The organism is Pseudomonas sp. P1.8 (genome assembly GCF_001269805.1).
GTDB lineage: Bacteria > Pseudomonadota > Gammaproteobacteria > Pseudomonadales > Pseudomonadaceae > Aquipseudomonas.
This window is the reverse complement of the sequence record NZ_LHVM01000004.1, coordinates 99,074-117,628: the sequence shown is the minus strand read 5'-3', so window position 1 is coordinate 117,628 and position 18,555 is coordinate 99,074. Positions and strand designations below refer to the sequence as shown.

The 18,555-nt window shown below is 60.2% G+C and carries 16 protein-coding genes and 1 riboswitch; of the genes, 3 read left to right on the top strand and 13 right to left on the bottom strand.

What is annotated here, in order from left to right:
- Window positions 1-149 precede the first annotated feature (149 nt).
- From AD668_RS01515 to AD668_RS01475, 9 genes are all read right to left on the bottom strand, one after another.
- Window positions 150-863: a membrane integrity-associated transporter subunit PqiC gene (locus tag AD668_RS01515; protein ID WP_053153637.1), complete on the bottom strand. Its 714-nt coding sequence runs from the start codon at window positions 861-863 to the stop codon at window positions 150-152.
- A 176-nt stretch (window positions 864-1,039) separates the two neighbouring features.
- Window positions 1,040-3,307 (bottom strand): DNA topoisomerase IV subunit A, encoded by a 2,268-nt coding sequence (gene parC, locus AD668_RS01510; RefSeq protein ID WP_053153634.1) that lies wholly within the window; start codon window positions 3,305-3,307, stop codon window positions 1,040-1,042.
- 7 nt (window positions 3,308-3,314) lie between these two features.
- The gene (locus AD668_RS01505; protein ID WP_053153631.1) at window positions 3,315-3,839 is read right to left on the bottom strand and encodes a TIGR02281 family clan AA aspartic protease; all 525 of its coding nucleotides are present in this window, start codon (window positions 3,837-3,839) and stop codon (window positions 3,315-3,317) included.
- Window positions 3,836-4,825: an esterase-like activity of phytase family protein gene (locus AD668_RS01500; protein WP_053153628.1), complete on the bottom strand. Its 990-nt coding sequence runs from the start codon at window positions 4,823-4,825 to the stop codon at window positions 3,836-3,838. The genes AD668_RS01505 and AD668_RS01500 overlap by 4 nt, the downstream gene beginning before the upstream one ends.
- A complete protein-coding gene (gene parE / locus AD668_RS01495) occupies window positions 4,825-6,729 on the bottom strand; it encodes a DNA topoisomerase IV subunit B (protein WP_053153625.1) in 1,905 nt (634 codons plus the stop codon). Before parE ends, AD668_RS01500 begins: the two co-directional genes overlap by 1 nt.
- A 54-nt stretch (window positions 6,730-6,783) precedes the next feature.
- Window positions 6,784-7,392: a YqiA/YcfP family alpha/beta fold hydrolase gene (locus tag AD668_RS01490; RefSeq protein WP_053153622.1), complete on the bottom strand. Its 609-nt coding sequence runs from the start codon at window positions 7,390-7,392 to the stop codon at window positions 6,784-6,786.
- Between the two features lie 146 nt (window positions 7,393-7,538).
- Window positions 7,539-8,354, bottom strand: coding sequence for a 3',5'-cyclic-AMP phosphodiesterase (gene cpdA / locus AD668_RS01485; protein ID WP_053153619.1), 816 nt, complete (start codon window positions 8,352-8,354; stop codon window positions 7,539-7,541).
- Window positions 8,355-8,467: 113 nt separating this feature from the next.
- Window positions 8,468-8,920: a DUF1249 domain-containing protein gene (locus tag AD668_RS01480; protein ID WP_045061863.1), complete on the bottom strand. Its 453-nt coding sequence runs from the start codon at window positions 8,918-8,920 to the stop codon at window positions 8,468-8,470.
- Window positions 8,911-9,528, bottom strand: coding sequence for an NUDIX domain-containing protein (locus AD668_RS01475; RefSeq protein ID WP_053153617.1), 618 nt, complete (start codon window positions 9,526-9,528; stop codon window positions 8,911-8,913). The genes AD668_RS01480 and AD668_RS01475 overlap by 10 nt, the downstream gene beginning before the upstream one ends.
- A 222-nt stretch (window positions 9,529-9,750) precedes the next feature.
- On the opposite strand from AD668_RS01475, the gene AD668_RS01470 reads away from it, so the two are divergent.
- Window positions 9,751-10,497 (top strand): RsiV family protein, encoded by a 747-nt coding sequence (locus tag AD668_RS01470; RefSeq protein ID WP_053153613.1) that lies wholly within the window; start codon window positions 9,751-9,753, stop codon window positions 10,495-10,497.
- Here the strand turns inward: AD668_RS01470 and cytX are convergent.
- Together cytX and thiC are read right to left on the bottom strand one after the other, a co-directional pair.
- The gene (gene cytX, locus AD668_RS01465) at window positions 10,466-11,758 is read right to left on the bottom strand and encodes a putative hydroxymethylpyrimidine transporter CytX (RefSeq protein ID WP_053153611.1); all 1,293 of its coding nucleotides are present in this window, start codon (window positions 11,756-11,758) and stop codon (window positions 10,466-10,468) included. The genes AD668_RS01470 and cytX overlap by 32 nt on opposite strands.
- Window positions 11,759-11,891: 133 nt before the next feature.
- Window positions 11,892-13,781 carry a phosphomethylpyrimidine synthase ThiC gene (thiC, locus tag AD668_RS01460; protein WP_053153608.1) on the bottom strand — a complete coding sequence of 630 codons (1,890 nt, stop codon included), beginning with the start codon at window positions 13,779-13,781 and terminating at the stop codon, window positions 11,892-11,894.
- Window positions 13,782-13,945: 164 nt separating this feature from the next.
- Window positions 13,946-14,051: riboswitch (TPP riboswitch) on the bottom strand.
- Between the two features lie 205 nt (window positions 14,052-14,256).
- On the opposite strand from thiC, the gene AD668_RS01455 reads away from it, so the two are divergent.
- Window positions 14,257-15,696, top strand: a complete 1,440-nt coding sequence (locus AD668_RS01455) for a TolC family outer membrane protein (protein WP_053153605.1) — start codon at window positions 14,257-14,259, stop codon at window positions 15,694-15,696.
- A 160-nt stretch (window positions 15,697-15,856) separates the two neighbouring features.
- On the opposite strand, the gene waaA is transcribed toward AD668_RS01455, so the two are convergent.
- Window positions 15,857-17,137 (bottom strand): lipid IV(A) 3-deoxy-D-manno-octulosonic acid transferase, encoded by a 1,281-nt coding sequence (waaA, locus tag AD668_RS01450; RefSeq protein ID WP_053153602.1) that lies wholly within the window; start codon window positions 17,135-17,137, stop codon window positions 15,857-15,859.
- Window positions 17,138-17,148: 11 nt separating this feature from the next.
- Window positions 17,149-18,051: a LysR family transcriptional regulator gene (locus AD668_RS01445; RefSeq protein ID WP_172681776.1), complete on the bottom strand. Its 903-nt coding sequence runs from the start codon at window positions 18,049-18,051 to the stop codon at window positions 17,149-17,151.
- 103 nt (window positions 18,052-18,154) lie between these two features.
- On the opposite strand from AD668_RS01445, the gene AD668_RS01440 reads away from it, so the two are divergent.
- The gene (locus AD668_RS01440) at window positions 18,155-18,487 is read left to right on the top strand and encodes a multidrug efflux SMR transporter (protein ID WP_008004867.1); all 333 of its coding nucleotides are present in this window, start codon (window positions 18,155-18,157) and stop codon (window positions 18,485-18,487) included.
- Window positions 18,488-18,555 lie beyond the last annotated feature (68 nt).

Below are 18,555 nucleotides of genomic sequence, written 5' to 3'. Positions count from 1 at the left end.
GCTCGCTCCTACAGGGGATTTGCGAACGACACAGATCCAATGTAGGAGCGAGCTTGCTCGCGATGGCGCCAAGGCTGGCACCCGAGATTCAACCCGCAGAAACAACAAGGCCCGCATCAATGCGGGCCTTGTTCAGAAACCATCCAGGCTTAGAAGCGGAACACTTCCATATCCGTCCGGATAGGCGCAGCCATAGGGATTTTCGGCTGTTTTTCCTGCTCCGCTGCCGGGGCGACAGGCTTGGCTGCCGGTTTACGCGGCGCCTCGGCGATTGGCGGCTGATTGGCCAGCGGCTTGAGCGCGACTGACAGCTGTTCGGCCAGCTTTTGCAACAACACACCCTGAGCCTGAACCTGTGCAGCCGTGGTGCCCGCGTGCAGCTCCTGCAGATGAATGATGCGGTTGTCACGCACCTGTCCCCGACGGTCAATCAGGCGCCATTGCGCATCAAGGATCGCCGGTTGCTTTTCACCCGAGTCCAGACGCGTGATGGTCAGCAGTACTTGAACATCCGGGGTGAAGCCAACGGTGGCCGGGGCCAACACCACACGCTGGCTGTCGAGGTGGCCCGCGACCTGCCGCAACAGCAGTTGGTCGATGTCAGAAGACAGGCTGCCCGCCCAACGACCATCCGTCGCTGCTTGCAGGCTGCCATCGGGCTGGCGCTGCAACAGGGTTTCGCGTTGAAGGTAGTCGGCCACGGTTACCGGGCCCAACAAAACCGCCATGCCCGCGCTTTGCGCAGGCTGAACCGGACTTCCGCTGTCCAGTTGATACAACGACACCGGCTGGTGAACGCTGCAACCCGCCAGGCCAAGAACCCCAGCGAGCATCAGTAAAAAAGGAAGGCGCAGAGCAGTCATCGTCCCATCCAGGTGACCGCCACAAGGCTGATCACAGTGAAAATACTCAATAAATATGAAGAACGCTCGGCCACGCCGGCGCTTGAAAGGGCATATCATCCGTGAATATGCGCTCCGACTCCAGCGCCAAAGCGTCGATCTACGCGTTAAATCGTAGATCGGGCGCTCTAGGACGCTTAATTGAGGTTTTCGACGAGCAGCGCATCTACCCTCTGGAAGCCACGCGGCAACTTGTTACCACGACGTCCACGCTCACCTTTGTAGTGTTCGAGGTCGTCTGCCTTCAACGACAAGGTCCGTTTCCCGGCTTGCAACACCAGCGTTGCACCGTCCGGGATCACGGCAATGTCCGTCACATACTCTTCACGACTGGCCACGCGCTCACCGGAAATACCGATGATCTTGTTGCCTTTACCCTTACCTAATTGTGGCAGGTCGCTGATCTTGAAGATCAGCAGGCGACCTTCGGTCGTTACCGAGGCCAACCAGTTCTGCTCGCGATCGGCCACCGGACGCGGCAGGATCACTTTGGCATTGTTCGGCAGGCTCAACAGCGCCTTGCCCGCCTTGTTCTTGGCTTGCAGGTCTTCACCCTTGACCACGAAACCGTAACCGGCGTCGGACGCGATCACGTACAGCGCATCGTCTTCGGGCATCAGCACGCATTCGAAAGTGGCGCCTGGCGGTGGCGTCAGACGACCGGTCAGCGGTTCGCCCTGGCCACGGGCCGATGGCAAGGTGTGCGCGGCCACCGAATAGCTGCGGCCGGTGGAGTCGATAAATACCGCGAACTGATTGGAACGCCCGGCGGCCAGGGCCTTGAAACCGTCCCCCGCCTTGTAGGAAAGCCCGGTGGCATCGATTTCGTGCCCTTTGGCAGAACGAATCCAGCCTTTTTCCGACAGCACGACCGTCACTTTTTCGTTCGGCAGCAGATCATGCTCGGTCAGGGCCTTGGCCTCGGTGCGCTCGACGATTGGCGAACGGCGATCATCGCCGTAGGTTTCAGCGTCCTTGATCAGCTCGCTGCGCACCAGCTTCTTCAGTTTGGCTTCGCTGCTCAACAGGGCTTGCAGCTTGGCTTGTTCCTTGAGCAGTTCATCCTGCTCGGTGCGCAGCTTCATTTCTTCCAGTCGCGCCAACTGACGCAAACGGGTGTCGAGGATGTAGTCGGCCTGGATTTCACTCAGGGCAAAACGCTCGATCAGCGCGGCCTTCGGATACTCCTCGGTACGGATGATGTGGATCACTTCATCCAGGTTGAGGTAAGCGATCAACAAACCGTCCAACAGGTGCAGGCGGCGCTCGACCTTGTCGAGGCGAAATTGCAGACGACGACGAACGGTCTGCACCCGGAACTCAAGCCACTCGACCAACAGCGCACGCAGGTTTTTCAGCTGCGGCTTGCCGTCCAGGCCGATGATGTTGACGTTGACCCGGTAGCTCGACTCCAGCTCGGTGCTGGCGAACAGATGCTGCATCAGCGCATCGTGGTCGAAATTCTTGCGGGCACCCGGGATGATCACGATTCGGCACGGGTTCTCGTGGTCAGATTCGTCGCGCAGGTCGGCAATTTGCGGAGCCTTGGACGGCTTGGCCTGCATCATCGCCGCAATCTGCTCCAGCACCTTGGCGCCGGAGACCTGATGCGGCAGCGCGGTGACGATGATGTCGCCGTCTTCGATGTGATACACGGCGCGCATGCGCACCGAGCCCTTGCCGGTCTCATACATTTTCAGCAGGTCGGCGCGCGGGGTGATGATTTCCGCTTCGGTCGGGTAGTCCGGGCCCTGGATGTGTTCACAGAGCTGTTCGACCGTGGCTTTGGGCTCATCGAGCAAGCGCACGCACGCCGTGGCGACTTCGCGCAGGTTGTGCGGCGGTACGTCGGTGGCCATGCCCACGGCGATACCGGTGGTGCCGTTGAGCAGGATATTCGGCAAACGTGCCGGCAACACCAATGGTTCGTCGAGAGTACCGTCGAAGTTCGGACCCCAGTCCGCCGTGCCCTGGCCCAACTCACTGAGCAGCACTTCGGAATAGCGCGACAGCCGCGCTTCGGTGTAACGCATGGCGGCAAAGGACTTGGGATCGTCCGGCGCACCCCAGTTACCCTGGCCGTCGACCAGCGTGTAGCGGTAGCTGAACGGCTGAGCCATCAGCACCATGGCTTCGTAGCAGGCCGAGTCGCCGTGGGGGTGAAACTTGCCGAGCACGTCACCGACGGTACGCGCCGATTTCTTGTGCTTGGAATCGGCGTCCAGCCCCAACTCGCTCATCGCATAAATAATGCGGCGCTGCACTGGTTTCAGACCGTCGCCGATATGCGGCAAGGCACGGTCCATGATCACGTACATGGAGTAGTTGAGGTAGGCATTTTCGGTGAAGTCAGCCAGTGACCGGCGCTCTACACCGTCCAGGCTGAGATCAAGGGAGTCGCTCATGCGGGCCTCATCGGTTCGTTGTCTGGCGCAGCAGCATGGTGCCACCGCGCTGGGTAAATTCAAGTTTGTTCAGTGCGCTCATGCCGAGCAACACCTGATCGCCATGTAGCCCCGGCGCCACCAGTGCGCGAACATCACGCAGCACAATGTCACCCAGTTGCAGGCGTTCGATACGGGTGCGATAGCCCTGGCTCAGGCCATTGGCTGTGCTCAGGGTGACACCGAATCCTTCTTCGAGCTTCAAGCGCCTGGCCAGGTCCGCCGGAATCGACACATCGGTTGCGCCCGTGTCGAGCATGAAATCCACTGGCTGGCCGTTGATCTGGCCGCTGGCGACGAAATGCCCCTGTACGTTGCTGACCAGTTTCACTTCTATGAAACCCTGGCCCTGCTCCGAGGTGACGACCACGTTCGGGTTTTGTTGACGCGCTTCCCACTGGCCGAAAAATCGCGTGGCCAGAAACAACGCAGCGCACCACGCCAATATCATCAACACCCGTCCAGCACGGCGCCCGGGCGTTTGCTGGCTCACGGCGTAACGCTCCAGCCACCGTCCGGCGCGGCAAAGCGCCAGACAACCGGCCGGGTTTCGCCATCGACGCGAGCACCGTTGTTGTTGTCGACACCGATCCAGGCGCCGTCGGCATCCACGATCAGTGCCTCTTCCAGCCCATAGTTCTGTGGATAACGACGCTCTTTGCGCAATAACTCGGCAGCGTACGACCAGCAACGCTCGACCTTGGCCGTCTGCGCATCGCGGCGACAGATCTGGTAGGCGTTGCGCTCAAGCGTAAACAGCTTGCCATTGAACAGCGATACATCGGCGAAATCCCGGGGAACCGCTTTGGCGTAGGTAAATTGCTCCGGCTGCATTTCCCTGCCGGCTTCACTCAACAGCACACAGCCGCCGTCGCAGTCCCACACGGTTTGTTGACGCTTGATCAGCAACAATCCGCGACGCTCGCGCTCGGCCGCCAACCACAACTGATCACCCGCCGGATTGACCGCTATGCCTTCGAACAAGGCATTGAAGTGCAGCAACAAACCACTGGCCCGCGCTTCTCGAACCATCAGAGGAGAAATCTTTAACCAGTTTGCCGGCCCGACGACCGGTATTTGCAAGACGGCAGCATGACCTTCGCTGACGACATAGCGATTGCCGGCACTGTCGCAGGTGATGCCCTCGAAATCCAGATCGCCACCGCGCACGAACGAAGCAGCCCAAACGCGGGACTTCAACCCCCAGGGTAAACCGCTTTCGGGCACTGTCGGCACTTCGATGTGCACGGTTTCGGCCTTCCAGACGCTTTCGCGGCTATCGAGGCGGTAAATCTGATCGTCATCTCGATCGGACACCGTCCACAATTCATCGCCACAGCGGGCAAGCCCCGAGAGGTTGCCACCGCGCATCCCGTCAACGACATGCCCGGACAACAGACGCAGCTCCGGCGCCGGCTCGGCAGACACCGTATTGGAGGTCAGCAGCAACGCACAGGCCAGGGCAACGCCCAGACGCATCAGCCCAGCACCTCGGCCAGGTTGCCCTTGGATTCCAGCCAGCTCTTGCGGTCACCGGCGCGTTTCTTCGCCAGCAGCATGTCCATCATTTCCGAAGTTGCCTCGAAATCATCCAGCGTCAGTTGCACCAGACGCCGGGTGTTCGGATCCATGGTGGTTTCACGCAATTGCGGCGGGTTCATTTCACCCAGGCCTTTGAATCGGGTGACTTGCGGCTTGCCGCGTTTCTTCTCGGCCACCAGGCGATCGAGGATGCCATCGCGTTCGGCTTCATCGAGGGCGTAATAGATCTCTTTGCCCAAGTCGATGCGGTACAAGGGCGGCATGGCAACGTAGACGTGGCCGGCATCCACCAGCGCGCGAAAATGCTGGACGAACAAGGCGCACAACAAAGTCGCGATGTGCAGGCCGTCAGAGTCGGCGTCGGCGAGGATGCAGATCTTGCCGTAGCGCAGCTGGCTCATGTCCGCAGCGCCCGGATCGACACCGATGGCCACGGCGATATTGTGCACTTCCTGGCTGGCCAGCACTTCGCTGCCGTCGACTTCCCAGGTGTTGAGGATCTTGCCGCGCAACGGCAGGATCGCCTGGAATTCCTTGTCCCGCGCCTGCTTGGCCGACCCGCCGGCGGAGTCACCTTCCACCAGGAACAGCTCGGAACGCATCGGGTCCTGTCCGGCACAGTCGGCCAGCTTGCCCGGCAGCGCCGGGCCTTGGGTAACGCGTTTGCGCTCGACCTTCTTGCTGGCCTTGAGGCGACGCCCGGCATTGTTGATCGCCAGTTCCGCCAGCAGCATGCCGGTTTCCGGATTGGCATTGAGCCACAGGCTGAACGCATCCTTGACCACACCGGAAACGAACGCGGCTGCTTCACGAGATGACAGACGCTCTTTCGTTTGCCCGGAGAACTGCGGTTCCTGCATTTTCATCGACAGAACGAAGGCGATGCGCTCCCAGACGTCTTCCGGCGCCAGCTTCACACCGCGCGGCAACAGGCTGCGGAATTCGCAGAACTCACGCATGGCGTCGAGCAAGCCCTGGCGCAGACCGTTGACGTGAGTGCCGCCCTGGGCGGTCGGAATCAGGTTGACGTAGCTTTCCTGTACCGCGTCGCCACCTTCCGGCAGCCACAGCAGCGCCCAGTCCACCGCTTCCTTGTTACCGGCAAAAGCGCCGCAGAACGGTTCGTTCGGCAGACGCTCGAATTCGCTGACGGCGTCGACCAGATAGGAACGCAGGCCGTCTTCGTAATGCCATTCGACTTTCTCGCCGGTGGCCTTGTCTTCAAAACTGACCAGCAAACCCGGGCACAGAACGGCCTTGGCCTTGAGCACATGCTTGAGGCGGCTGATGGAGAATTTTGGTGAATCAAAGTATTTCGGGTCCGGCGCGAAGAACACACTGGTCCCGGTGTTGCGCTTGCCGACGGTACCGACAATCTCCAGCTCGGTCGCCTTGTAGCCATCGGCGAAGGTCATCTGGTACTCATTGCCATCACGCTTTACACGCACCCGCACTTCGGTCGACAAGGCGTTGACCACCGAAATACCCACTCCGTGCAAACCGCCGGAGAACTGGTAGTTCTTGTTGGAGAACTTGCCGCCCGCGTGAAGCTTGGTAAGGATCAATTCGACGCCCGACACGCCTTCTTCAGGGTGAATGTCCACCGGCATGCCACGACCGTCGTCGCTGACTTCCAGGGAATGGTCGGCATGCAGAATGACCTGTACCGATTTGGCATGCCCGGCCAAGGCTTCGTCGACGCTGTTGTCGATGACTTCCTGGGCAAGGTGGTTCGGCCGACTGGTGTCGGTGTACATGCCGGGGCGTTTGCGCACCGGGTCGAGGCCCGAGAGGACTTCGATGGCGTCTGCGTTATAAGAGCTAGCGCTGGGAGTGGCCATGGGGTCTCGTCGTCAGTGTTCAGTGAAAAAAGAAATCTACGGAAAAAGATCGCATCAAAGCGATGCGAAATCGATTGCCTGATACATATCGGCACCAATACCGGCAAAACTCAACATCGCCGGCAATTGCGCGGCAAAACCCTGGAAACTGTGGTCGCCACCGGCCTGAATCCGCAATGCGCAGGCCCGGTAGTACTGCTGGGCGAGACGATAGTCGAGCGTTTCGTCGCCGGTCTGCAACCATACCTGATAACGCTGCGGGTCCTGTGGGGCTGGTACTTCCAGCTCGGCCAAGGCTGTCACGTGGTCGTGGGTCAGTTCCCAAGCCTCATCGGTATAAAGGTTTTTCTGCGTCCCCAGATACCCGTCGAACAGTGTGTGCGGGCTGACAGCAGGGTTGATCAGCAGGGCTTTCAGACCATGCCGTTCAGCCAGATGAGTCGCATAGTAGCCGCCGAGTGAGCTGCCGACCAGCAGCGGTCTACCCAGGTCGGCAATCGCCTGTTCCAGCTGCGTGATGGCCTGGCGCGGGTGATGGTGAAGCGCCGGTACGCGCAAATGATCGCTCAGGCCCAGACGTTCCATCACGGTGATCAACTGGCAGGCCTTTATCGACAATGGCGAGCTGTTGAAACCGTGGATATACAGGATCGAACCGGACATTTGAGCTCCCTGAGCGTCAGCCAAAGAAGCGGAGTTTACTGTAGGAGCTGTCGAGTGCAACGAGGCTGCGATCTTTTGATCTTGCATTTATAAAACGAAATCAAAAGATCGCAGCCTTCGGCAGCTCCTACGGCGGAATGGCGTTGTCAGTAGCCGTTGGAGCCGTAATACACGGTGAATTCGTAACCGACAACCCGCTCGACACCGGTTTCCAGCCGTCCATCAGGCAACAAACGCAACCAGCGATACCCAGGTGCCTGTTCTCCGACCTTGAAATCCTCGCTCCGGGGCTCGAACTGAATGCAGGTCGACGGCGAGGCGATCAAGCGCACGCCGTTGCGCAACTGATCGATTTCCTGATGCACATGCCCCCACAACACGGCACGCACCTGCTCAAAACGATCCAGCACGGCAAACAGCGCTTCGGGATTGCGCAAGCCTATAGGCTCCATCCAGGCGCAGCCGATGGACACCGGATGATGATGGAAACACACCAGATGATGACGTTCCGGCGCTTCGCTCAACGAACGAGCCAGCAACTGCAACTGTTCATCCTGCAAATACCCCGGCACCGAACCCGGCACTGCGGAATCGAGCAATGTAATGCGCCAGTTGCCGATATCCACTACCGGTTCGAGCAAAGCGCTCTGCACCGCTGCTTCGGCCATGATCAGCGGCTCATCGTGATTGCCGGGGATCCAGCGTGCCGGGGCATTGAGCTGGCGCGTCATGTCGCGAAACTGCTGGTAAGACTCCAGCGTACCGTCCTGGGACAGATCGCCGCTGGCGATGATCAAATCGACTCGCGGCTGCTGCGCGCGCACCAGCTCAATGACCTTTTGCAGGCTGTCACGGGTATTCATGCCCAGCAGCGTGCCATCCGCTTCGGCAAAAAGGTGACTGTCGGAGAGCTGCACCAGCAGCGCCGGATCGGCGGTGGTCAAGGTGGATACGCTCGGCAAGGTGGTTCTCCCAGGGCGTGATCACGGGAATGGATAAGTACCGCAATTATGCTGGGGGACGATTGAAAGGGGAAATCCGTGAACCTGACGCAGTTCACAACTGCGAATCACAATTAACGTACCACTTCATACTCATGCCCCAGTGCCAGGCAATGACTCAGCCATTCGCCCAGAAACATGTTCAGTTGGGCTTTTTCGTCCGGCTGGTGCATCGAGGCATTCGGATAAGGATAGATGCCGCGAAAGCGTCGTGCATGTTCGGCGCTGACCACTTCGGCCATGCAGGCATCGTGATAGACCTGCACTTCCAGTTGCGGGACCGGTAGCCACGGCAGGCTATGCTCCTGCCGCACTTGCAGGGTCGTGGTGTAGGGACAGACCTGCAGCACTTCCAGCGCCAGTACGCCAAGCATCTGGTCGCCATGGGTCACGGCGATGCGCCTGGCGGCAGGCTCGCTGCGCATGTCCGGCAGCAGTCGCATCAGGCGCGCGTAGTTCGCCTCGCAGGACGCTTGCAGCCCCGCCAGGTCTACCCGATAGCGATCGCGCAGCTTGTTTACGACCATAACCCCCTCACTTCAACGCGGTTCAAAGCCAGCCATTGCAAGGCAATGATGGTGGCCGCGTTGGCAATACGCCCGTCGCGTACGGCTTGCAGGGCGTCTTCAAAGGCCCAGACCGTGACGCGGATATCTTCTGCCTCTTCCTCCAGCCCATGCAGGCCGCCCACTCCGGTGGTGTCGCAACGCCCCAGGTATAAATGCACGAATTCGTTGCTGCCGCCCGGCGATGGAAAGTATTTGGTCATCGGCCAGAGCGCCCCGACTTCAAGCCCAGCTTCCTCCTGCGCTTCACGGTGAGCAACTTCTTCCGGTTGTTCGTCCTTGTCGATCAGACCAGCGACCAGTTCGATCAGCCATGGATTCTCGGTTTTGCCCAAGGCGCCGACACGGAACTGCTCGATCAACACCACTTCGTCGCGCTGTGGGTCATAAGGCAGCATACAGACCGCATCGTGACGTACGAACAATTCACGATTGATCTCACGACTCATGCCCCCGGCAAACAATTCGTGGCGCAGGTGCACGCGATCGAGTTTGTAGAACCCCTCGAAGCACTTTTCGCGCCGAACGATATCGACGGCCGTCGGAATGGCGTTGGTGAAATCGGTCATGACTATCCTCTTGCTGCAAACCTATACGAGGCTCCTTTTTTCCTGGAGCCTCGACTTCGCGCCATCCTAACGCGCCTGTGACGTTTGATGCAGCCCCTTTACCCTCATCGGGATGGACGGTGAAGGCGAAACCCACTCTAATTAGCTTAGTGGCGAACTGACCGCTTCGTTTAGAGTCGAAGCGGTTACTTTTTGCCTTCCCCTGTTTCAGAAAGGACGCCCATGTCGCTTTTCAAAACTGCCTCCGTGGCCGCCATCGCCCTGACCCTGGGCGCCTGCCAGAGCCTGTTCCAACCCAACTACCGGGCGCCGCTGGAAACTACCCGTGACGCGTCGGAACAACTGCAACCGGGTTGCGCCAACGCGGATTGCCCGCTGGTCAACATCGACACCCTGCACTTTCCGGACGAGCCTGCGCTGGACGGCATCGTCGAAAAGCGCCTGTTGCAGATGACCCGCACCTCGCCCGACGCGCCAGTGGCACCGACGCTCGCGGCGTACCGCGAACAGTTTTTGCGCACCGCTGGCCCGCGCAACAGCATCTACCTGCAAGCGAAAGTACGCGAGCAGCATGACGGCCTGGTGATCATTGAACTGTCCAGCTACCTGGACACCGGCGGCGCCCATGGCACGCCGGGTCGAGGTTTCATCAACTATTCACGCCAGCAGCATAAAGTGCTGACGCTGTCGGACATGCTGGTTCCGGGTCAGGAAGACGCTTTCTGGAAAGCCGCGCAGGTGGCACACAACAGCTGGTTGATCAGCACCAAGCTCGATCAGGAACCGGAGTTCGTCAAGAGCTGGCCGTTCCAGAAAACCCAGAACGTGGCGCTGACCTATGGCGGGGTGATCCTCAAGTACGAAACCAGCAGCATCGCGCCTTACGCGCTGGGCCACGTCGAACTGAAGATCCCCTACCCTCGCCTCAACGGCATTATCAAGCCCGAGCTGTTTCCCGGCCGTAACTGAAGGCCCGGCCCAACACTAGCTGGAGCAGCCCTGCCACCACCAGTGCCGGCAGGGTTGCACCGATATCCGGATACAGGTTGGCCAGCAGATGATAGGTGCTGACCCCGCCCAGCCAGGCGAGCAGCGCCGGCCAGCGCAACGCGGCTGACGCCACCTGACCACTGCGTTTGCGCAGGATGAAATGATCCACCAGCACCACGCCGAACAGCGGCGCGAACACCGAACCGATCAACAGCAGGAAGTTCTGGTACTGGGCCAATGGCGCCAGCAAGGCGATCAAGGTGCAGATCACACCGATGGCCAACGCCAGGTGCTCGACTTTCAAGCGCAACAGAATCCCGCTCGACACCGCCGCCGAGTGAATATCGGCAAAGGCGTTTTCTGACTCATCCAGCAGAATCAGCAGCAGCGGAATCCCCAGGCCGGCACCCGCCAGCGCCAACAGCAACGCATTGACTTCACCGCTCGGCGCAAACGCCAGGGTGTAGGCCACGCCCAGGCTCATCAGCCAGAAATTACCGATAAAGAAGCCGATGGCGGTGCCGCCGAAGACGTTTTTCGCCCGTTTGCCGAAGCGCGAGTAGTCGGCAATCAGCGGCAACCACGACAGCGGCATGGCAATCGCAATGTCGAAACCCACAGCGAACGGCATCGAACCGTCCCCGGCCTGGGCCCACAACGCGGCCAGATCAGCCTTGGCGAACAGGTTCCAGGTCAGCCAGACGCAGGCGGCCAGCAGCAACCAGATGCCCCACTTGCGCAGGATCTGTCGCACGAAGGTCAGCGGACCGCTGACGGCCAGCAGCGTTGCCAGCGCGCCGAAGAACAGCGTCCACATGATCGGATTCGAAAGCCAGCTACCGTCGCTGAACGCCTTGGCTCCCAACAGACTGGCGGCATCGCGCATGACGATGATTTCGAATGAGCCCCAACCGATCAGTTGCAGCAGGTTCAGCACCGCCGGCAGGCTCGCGCCTTTGGCACCCAGGCTGAGTTTTAGCGCAGCCATCGACGACAGGCCAGTGTCGCTACCGATCACGCCAACGGCGGCCAGCAGCAGAACGCCAACCAGCGTGCCGAGGAAAATCGCCAGCAATGAGCCCGACAAGCCAAGGCCCGGCGCGAGCAATGCGCCGGTCTGCAAAACCATCAGGCCGATGCCGAGGGAGAACCACAGGGAAAACAGATCGCGCCCGCCGAAGACACGTTTGTCGCTCGGCACCGCGATATCGGGGGAGTAAGTGCTGGGTTGAATGCTCAAGGGTGTTATCTCAGAGGGACATTTGTTGTTGTGGTCTGCACAGTCCTGTAGGAGCTGGCTTGCTAGCGATCAAAGGCGACGCGGTGCATCAGAGGCGCCGCAATCGCCAGCAAGCCGGCTCCTACAGTTGGCATCAAACTTTCTGGTACAGCTGACTGCCTTCCTGCTTGAAGCGCTCCGCCTGTTCGGCCATGCCCTGGGCGACGTCCGCGTCGACCGCTTCGATCCGTTGGTTGGCCGCGTATTCGCGGACTTCCTGGGTGATTTTCATCGAGCAGAATTTCGGCCCGCACATGGAGCAGAAGTGCGCGACCTTGGCCGAATCCTTCGGCAGCGTCTCATCGTGATACGAACGGGCGGTGTCCGGATCGAGGCCCAGGTTGAACTGGTCTTCCCAACGGAATTCGAAACGCGCCTTGCTCAAGGCATTGTCGCGGATCTGCGCGCCCGGGTGCCCCTTCGCCAGATCGGCGGCGTGGGCGGCAATCTTGTAGGTGATGATGCCGGTCTTCACGTCATCCTTGTTCGGCAGGCCCAAGTGTTCTTTCGGCGTGACGTAGCAAAGCATGGCGCAACCGAACCAGCCGATCATCGCTGCACCGATACCGGAGGTGATGTGGTCGTAGCCGGGCGCGATGTCGGTAGTCAGCGGGCCGAGGGTGTAGAACGGCGCCTCGTCACAGCATTCCAGCTGCTTGTCCATGTTCTCTTTGATCAACTGCATCGGCACGTGGCCCGGGCCTTCGATCATGCACTGCACGTCATGCTTCCAGGCAATCTTGGTCAGTTCGCCAAGGGTCTCCAGCTCGCCGAACTGCGCTTCGTCGTTGGCGTCGGCAATCGAGCCCGGACGCAGGCCATCGCCCAGCGAGAAGCTGACGTCGTAGGCCTTCATGATTTCGCAGATGTCTTCGAAGTGGGTATAGAGGAAGTTCTCTTTGTGGTGCGCCAGGCACCACTTGGCCATGATCGAACCGCCACGGGAGACGATGCCGGTCACGCGCTTGGCGGTCATCGGCACGTAGCGCAACAGTACGCCGGCGTGAATGGTGAAGTAGTCGACGCCCTGCTCGGCCTGTTCGATCAGCGTGTCGCGGAACAGCTCCCAAGTCAGGTCTTCGGCCGCGCCGCCGACTTTTTCCAGGGCCTGGTAGATCGGCACCGTACCGATTGGCACCGGCGAATTACGGATGATCCACTCGCGGGTTTCGTGGATGTGTTTGCCAGTGGACAGGTCCATGACCGTGTCCGACCCCCAGCGAATGCCCCAGGTCAGTTTCGCCACTTCTTCTTCGATGGACGAACCCAGTGCGCTGTTGCCGATGTTGCCGTTGATCTTCACCAGGAAGTTACGGCCGATGATCATCGGTTCCAGTTCGGTGTGGTTGATGTTGGCCGGAATGATCGCGCGGCCACGGGCGATTTCGTCACGGACGAATTCAGGGGTGATGATTTTCGGCACGCTGGCGCCGAAGCTGTGGCCGGCGTGTTGCTGGTCCAGCAGGCCGGCGGCGCGGGCCACTTCCAGCTTCATGTTTTCGCGGATGGCGACGTATTCCATCTCGGCGGTGATGATGCCCTGACGCGCATAGTGCATCTGGCTGACGTTGGCACCCGGCTTGGCGCGGCGCGGGTTGTTGACGTGGGCAAACCGCAGCTTGGTCAATTCCGGGTCGGCGAGGCGTTCCTGGCCGAAGTTGGAGCTCAGGCCGTTCAGGCGCTCGGTGTCGCCACGGGATTCGATCCACGGCGAACGCACGTCGGCCAGGCCTTTGCGCACATCGATGATGACATTGGGGTCGGTGTACGGGCCCGAGGTGTCGTACACCACTACCGGCGCGTTGACCTCGCCGCCGAAGTCGGTCGGCGTCACGTCGAGGCTGATTTCGCGCATCGGCACGAGAATGTCCGGGCGAGTGCCCTGAACATAGATTTTTTGCGAGCGGGTAAACGGCTGAACCGATTGCTGATCGACCTTGGCCGAGTCACTCAGGTTGGTGGCGATTTTTGCTTTTGTAGTCATCACGGGTTCTCCAGACAGCATCCAGGCAGTGGATTTTTGTCGGAGCGAACCTGTAAACGAATGGACGCACGGGCGCTGGGAAAACCAGCTGTGCTGTGCTCAGTGCTCGAGGGGTGTTCGATTGTCGAACAACATCCCGGACGAAGCACAAGAGGACTCGCCGGGTGACGAGAAATCTTGTTCCCTACGCAGGCGCTAACCTGATCAGGTTCAACGGGATCCGAAATTATTCGATCTCAGCCTCATAGCAAGGCACCCCGACAAGAACGCGCCCAGTCTAGACACAACGGGCGAAGAACGCCAACCCCGTTGCAAACGCCATGATGAAAGGCGCAATAACACGCCGAACCAGGATTGTTGCCGCCTGATTGCGCAACTACACTCGCTACGCCAAGCTGCGCATTGACGTCGTACGAGCAGCGCCTTAGCCTTGGCGCTCAAATTACCTGTGTAATATTTAATCTAGGGATCGTCTATGCTGCGCAAACTCTCACTGGCCCTTGCCGTGTCTTGTGCGTCCAACGGAATGGCCTGGGCAGCAGAAGCGCCCTTATCGACCAAGACGGATCTGGTCAGTGTTTATCAGGAAGCTGTGGACAATAACGCTGATCTGGCGGCTGCCATCGCCCAATACGGCGCACAGAAGGAAGTCGTACCCCAGGCCCGCGCCGGGCTGTTGCCGAACCTATCGGGTGGCGCAAATATTTCCGAAGTGCGTACGGCTCTCGATCAGCCGTCCGCCACGTCCAATCGCGATGCTCACTCCTACCAGGCCACTTTGGCGCAGCCGTTGTTCCGGGCTGATCGCTGGTTCCAGTTCCAGGCCGCCAAGGAAGTCAACGAACAGGCCGCCCTGCAACTCTCGGCGACCGAGCAAAACCTGATCCTGCAAACCGCCGACAGCTACTTCAACGTGCTGCGCAGCCAGGACAACCTGGCCTCGAACAAGGCCGAAGAAGCGGCGTTCAAACGCCAGCTCGATCAGTCCAAGGAACGCTTTGACGTCGGCCTGTCGGACAAGACCGACGTGCTGAACTCGCAAGCCAGTTACGACACCGCACGCGCCAACCGGATCGTCGCGCAGCGTCAGGTGGATGATGCGTTTGAAGCCCTGATCACCCTGACCAACCGTCAGTACAAATCGATTTGGGGCATCAGCCATAACCTGCCGATCCTGCCGCCAGTTCCGAACGACGCCAAGGCCTGGGTCGAAACGGCGGGCAGGCAGAACCTCAATCTGCTGGCCAGCAACTATGCCGTCAGCGCCGCCGAGCAGACCGTCAAGCAACGCAAGTCCGGACACTTGCCGACGCTGGACGCGATCGCCAAATACGAGAAAGGCGACAACGATGCACTGGGCTTCAGCAATCCCGTTCCCCTGGGCCAACCCTACGGCGGCAACGTCGAGCAAACGACCGTGGGCCTGCAACTGAACATCCCGATCTACAGCGGCGGCCTGATCAACTCCCAGGTGCGCCAGTCCTATGCACAACTGGACCAGACCGAGCAGCAACGCGAATCCCTGCGCCGCAGCATCGTGGAAAACACCCGCGACCTGCACCGCGCGGTGAATACCGACGTCGAGCAGGTACAGGCGCGCAAGCAATCGATTATCTCCAACCAGAGCGCGGTGGAAGCGACCGAAATCGGCTATCAGGTGGGTACACGAAACATCGTCGACGTGCTGGATGCGCAGCGTCAGCTCTACACCTCGGTGCGCGACTACAACAACACCCGCTACGACTACATCCTCGACAACCTGCGTCTGAAGCAGCAGGCCGGCACGTTGAATCCGGGGGATCTACAAGACCTGGCACGCTGGCTCAATCCCAACTACAACCCGGACAAGGATTTCCTGCCACCGGATCTGGCCAAGGCGGCAGAAGAGCAGTTGAAAGCGCGACCTGACCAGTAAAAGTCATTCCTGTGGCGAGGGGGCTTGCCCCCGTTGGGTCGCGAAGCGGCCCCAAAATCTGCAATAGCATTTTTCTACGGCACCGTAGCCGCAGGAATTACGACTGTTTCGCAGCCGAACGGGGGCAAGCCCCCCTCGCCACAAAGGATCACCAGCAGGCTCAAAATCTGTCGATCAACCGCCCCAACCCATCCAGCAAACGCTGCAACGCGCCCTGGTTGGTGCGCATCACTTTCAATCCCGCCTCAGCCATCCGCTGGGCATCCCGCGGCAACTCAAACAGTCGCTGCACCGCCAGCGCCAGTCCTTCTGCGTCCTCCACTTCCTGCAACGCCCCGGCGCTGCGCAATTGCGCGGCGATTTCCAGGAAGTTGAACAGATGCGGCCCGCTCAACACCGGTTTGGCCAATGCCGCCGGTTCCAGCAGGTTATGCCCGCCGCTGGGGACCAGGCTGCCACCGACGAACGCACTGTCGGCCAGCGCATAGAGAAACAGCAACTCGCCCATGGTGTCGCCCAACAGCACGCTGGTGTCTGCGTCGACTGCATTGCCGGTGGAACGACGGACCGTGGCGAGCCCTTGCTGCTGACACAACGCATACACCGAATTGAAGCGTTCCGGATGACGCGGCACCAGAATCAGCAAGGCATCGGGATGATTGGCCAACAACCGGCGATGGGCCGCCAGCACCACTTCATCTTCACCTTCGTGCGTACTGGCGGCGATCCATACCGGACGCTCCCGGGCTTGCCACTGCCCACGCAACGCGTCGGCACGCTGAAGCAACCGCGGATCGATGGTCAGGTCGAACTTGATCGAGCCTGTCACCTCAACTGTTTCAGCTCTGGCGCCCAGGTCGAGGAAACGCTGGGCCTCGGTTTCGGTCTGCACCGCGAACAGGCTCATCTCGGCGAGCATCGGCTGCGTCAACTTGCGGAAACGACCGTAGCCCTTGGCAGATCGCTCGGACAGCCGTGCATTGGCCAGCGCCACCGGAATCCCGCGCTTGGCACATTGATGGATGTGGTTGGGCCACAGTTCGGTTTCCATGATCACCGCCAGTTTTGGCTGGACCCGATCAAGGAAACGCCGGGCAGCGCACGGCAAGTCGTACGGCAAATAGCAGTGCTGGATGCGCGGCTCATTGGCGAACAACGCCTGGATGCGTTCCGACCCGGTCGGGGTCATGCAGGTTACGGTGATCGGCAACGCAGGATAGCGTTCCAGCAACGCGCGGATCATCGGCGCCGCGGCGATGCTTTCACCCACCGACACCGCGTGCACCCAAATACCGCCCGGTTTCATCGCAGGCATGCCATACGAGAAACGCTCGCCGATGCGTTTGGCATACGCCGGTGCCTTGCGCGCCCGCAGCCACAGCCGAAACGCTACCAATGGCAGCCCCAGATAAAACAGCGCGGTATAGAGAGTTCTATTCATGGCGGCGGAGTTTATCGGCTTTTCTCGCCGATCGCCTGCAAGTGCACGGCAAAACGTTCAGCGAGCCAGCGAGCGGCCGGCCCCAGCGGTTCGTCACGGCGCCAGACCAGCTCAACGACCAGGGCTGGCGGCGTCCATTCGCTGTCCAGTTCGACCATCTGATTCTGATAGGTCGGATACTGCACCACGTGGCGCGGCAGCCAGGCCCAGCCGAGTCCGCGCACCAGCCACTCAGCCATCACATAGAAACTGTCGGCACGCCACACTTGCGGGCTGGCCGGTTCGCTGCCGGGATACACGCTGGACTGAGTCGACATTAGCAACTGTCGGTGCTTCGCCAGCTGTTGGCAGTCGATCCGACCTTGCTTCGCCAGCGGATGATCAACACCACACACAGTGACCATTTCCACGCTGCCGAGCACGCGTCGTTCCAGGGCTTCGGGAATCTGGTCGTGGAAGAACAGCAAACCGAGATCGGCGCGACGCTCCACCAGCTTGCGCGCGACATCGCCCTGAGCCGCGCTGGTCAATTGCACTTCAAGGCTGGGAAATTTTTCCGCCAGGGCCTCGAAGCTTTCAATGATCGGTTGATAAGGCATCGCCTCATCCTGGGCCAGGCGCAGGCGCGCTTCCTGACCGCGCATCAACGCCAGTGCCCGGCCATTGAGACGTTCGCACTGGCGCAGCACTTCCCGTGCTTCCTCCAATAATCCAGCGCCGGCTTCGGTGAGCTTCGGCTGACGGCCACTGCTACGATCAAACAGGCTGACGCCGAGGTCTTCCTCCAGCAACGCAATCGCACTGCTGACTGCCGACTGCGCCTTGCGCTGATCCCGCGCCACGGCGGAAAACGAACGCTGTTCCGCGACGCTGACGAACAACCGCAGCTGTTCCAGATTCCATTGCATGTTCATGGACTAACCCATCTCTATAGCAGATAGGTAATGACTTTACCGCATCTGGAGAATCCCTAGAATGCCAAGCTCAGAAAGCAACACTTCACACGAGGATTGACCCATGACCGCTTACTACTACCTGGCCATAGCCATCTGCGCCGAAGTGATTGCCACTGTTTCGATGAAAGCCGTCAAAGGCTTCAGCACGCCATTACCACTGCTGCTGGTGATCGTCGGCTACGGCATTGCGTTCTGGATGCTGACGCTGGTGGTGCGCAGCGTGCCGGTGGGCGTGGCATACGCGGTGTGGGCCGGCATGGGCATCGTGATGGTCAGCGTCGCGGCGCTGTTTATCTACGGGCAGAAACTGGATGTGCCGGCGATGCTGGGGATGGCGTTGATTGTGCTGGGTGTCGTGGTGATTCAGCTGTTCTCCAAAACTGCGGGTCACTGACACTCTGCAGGAGCCGGCTTGCTGGCGATAGCGGTGCATCCGGCACACCGCTTTGGCTGGATCTCAGC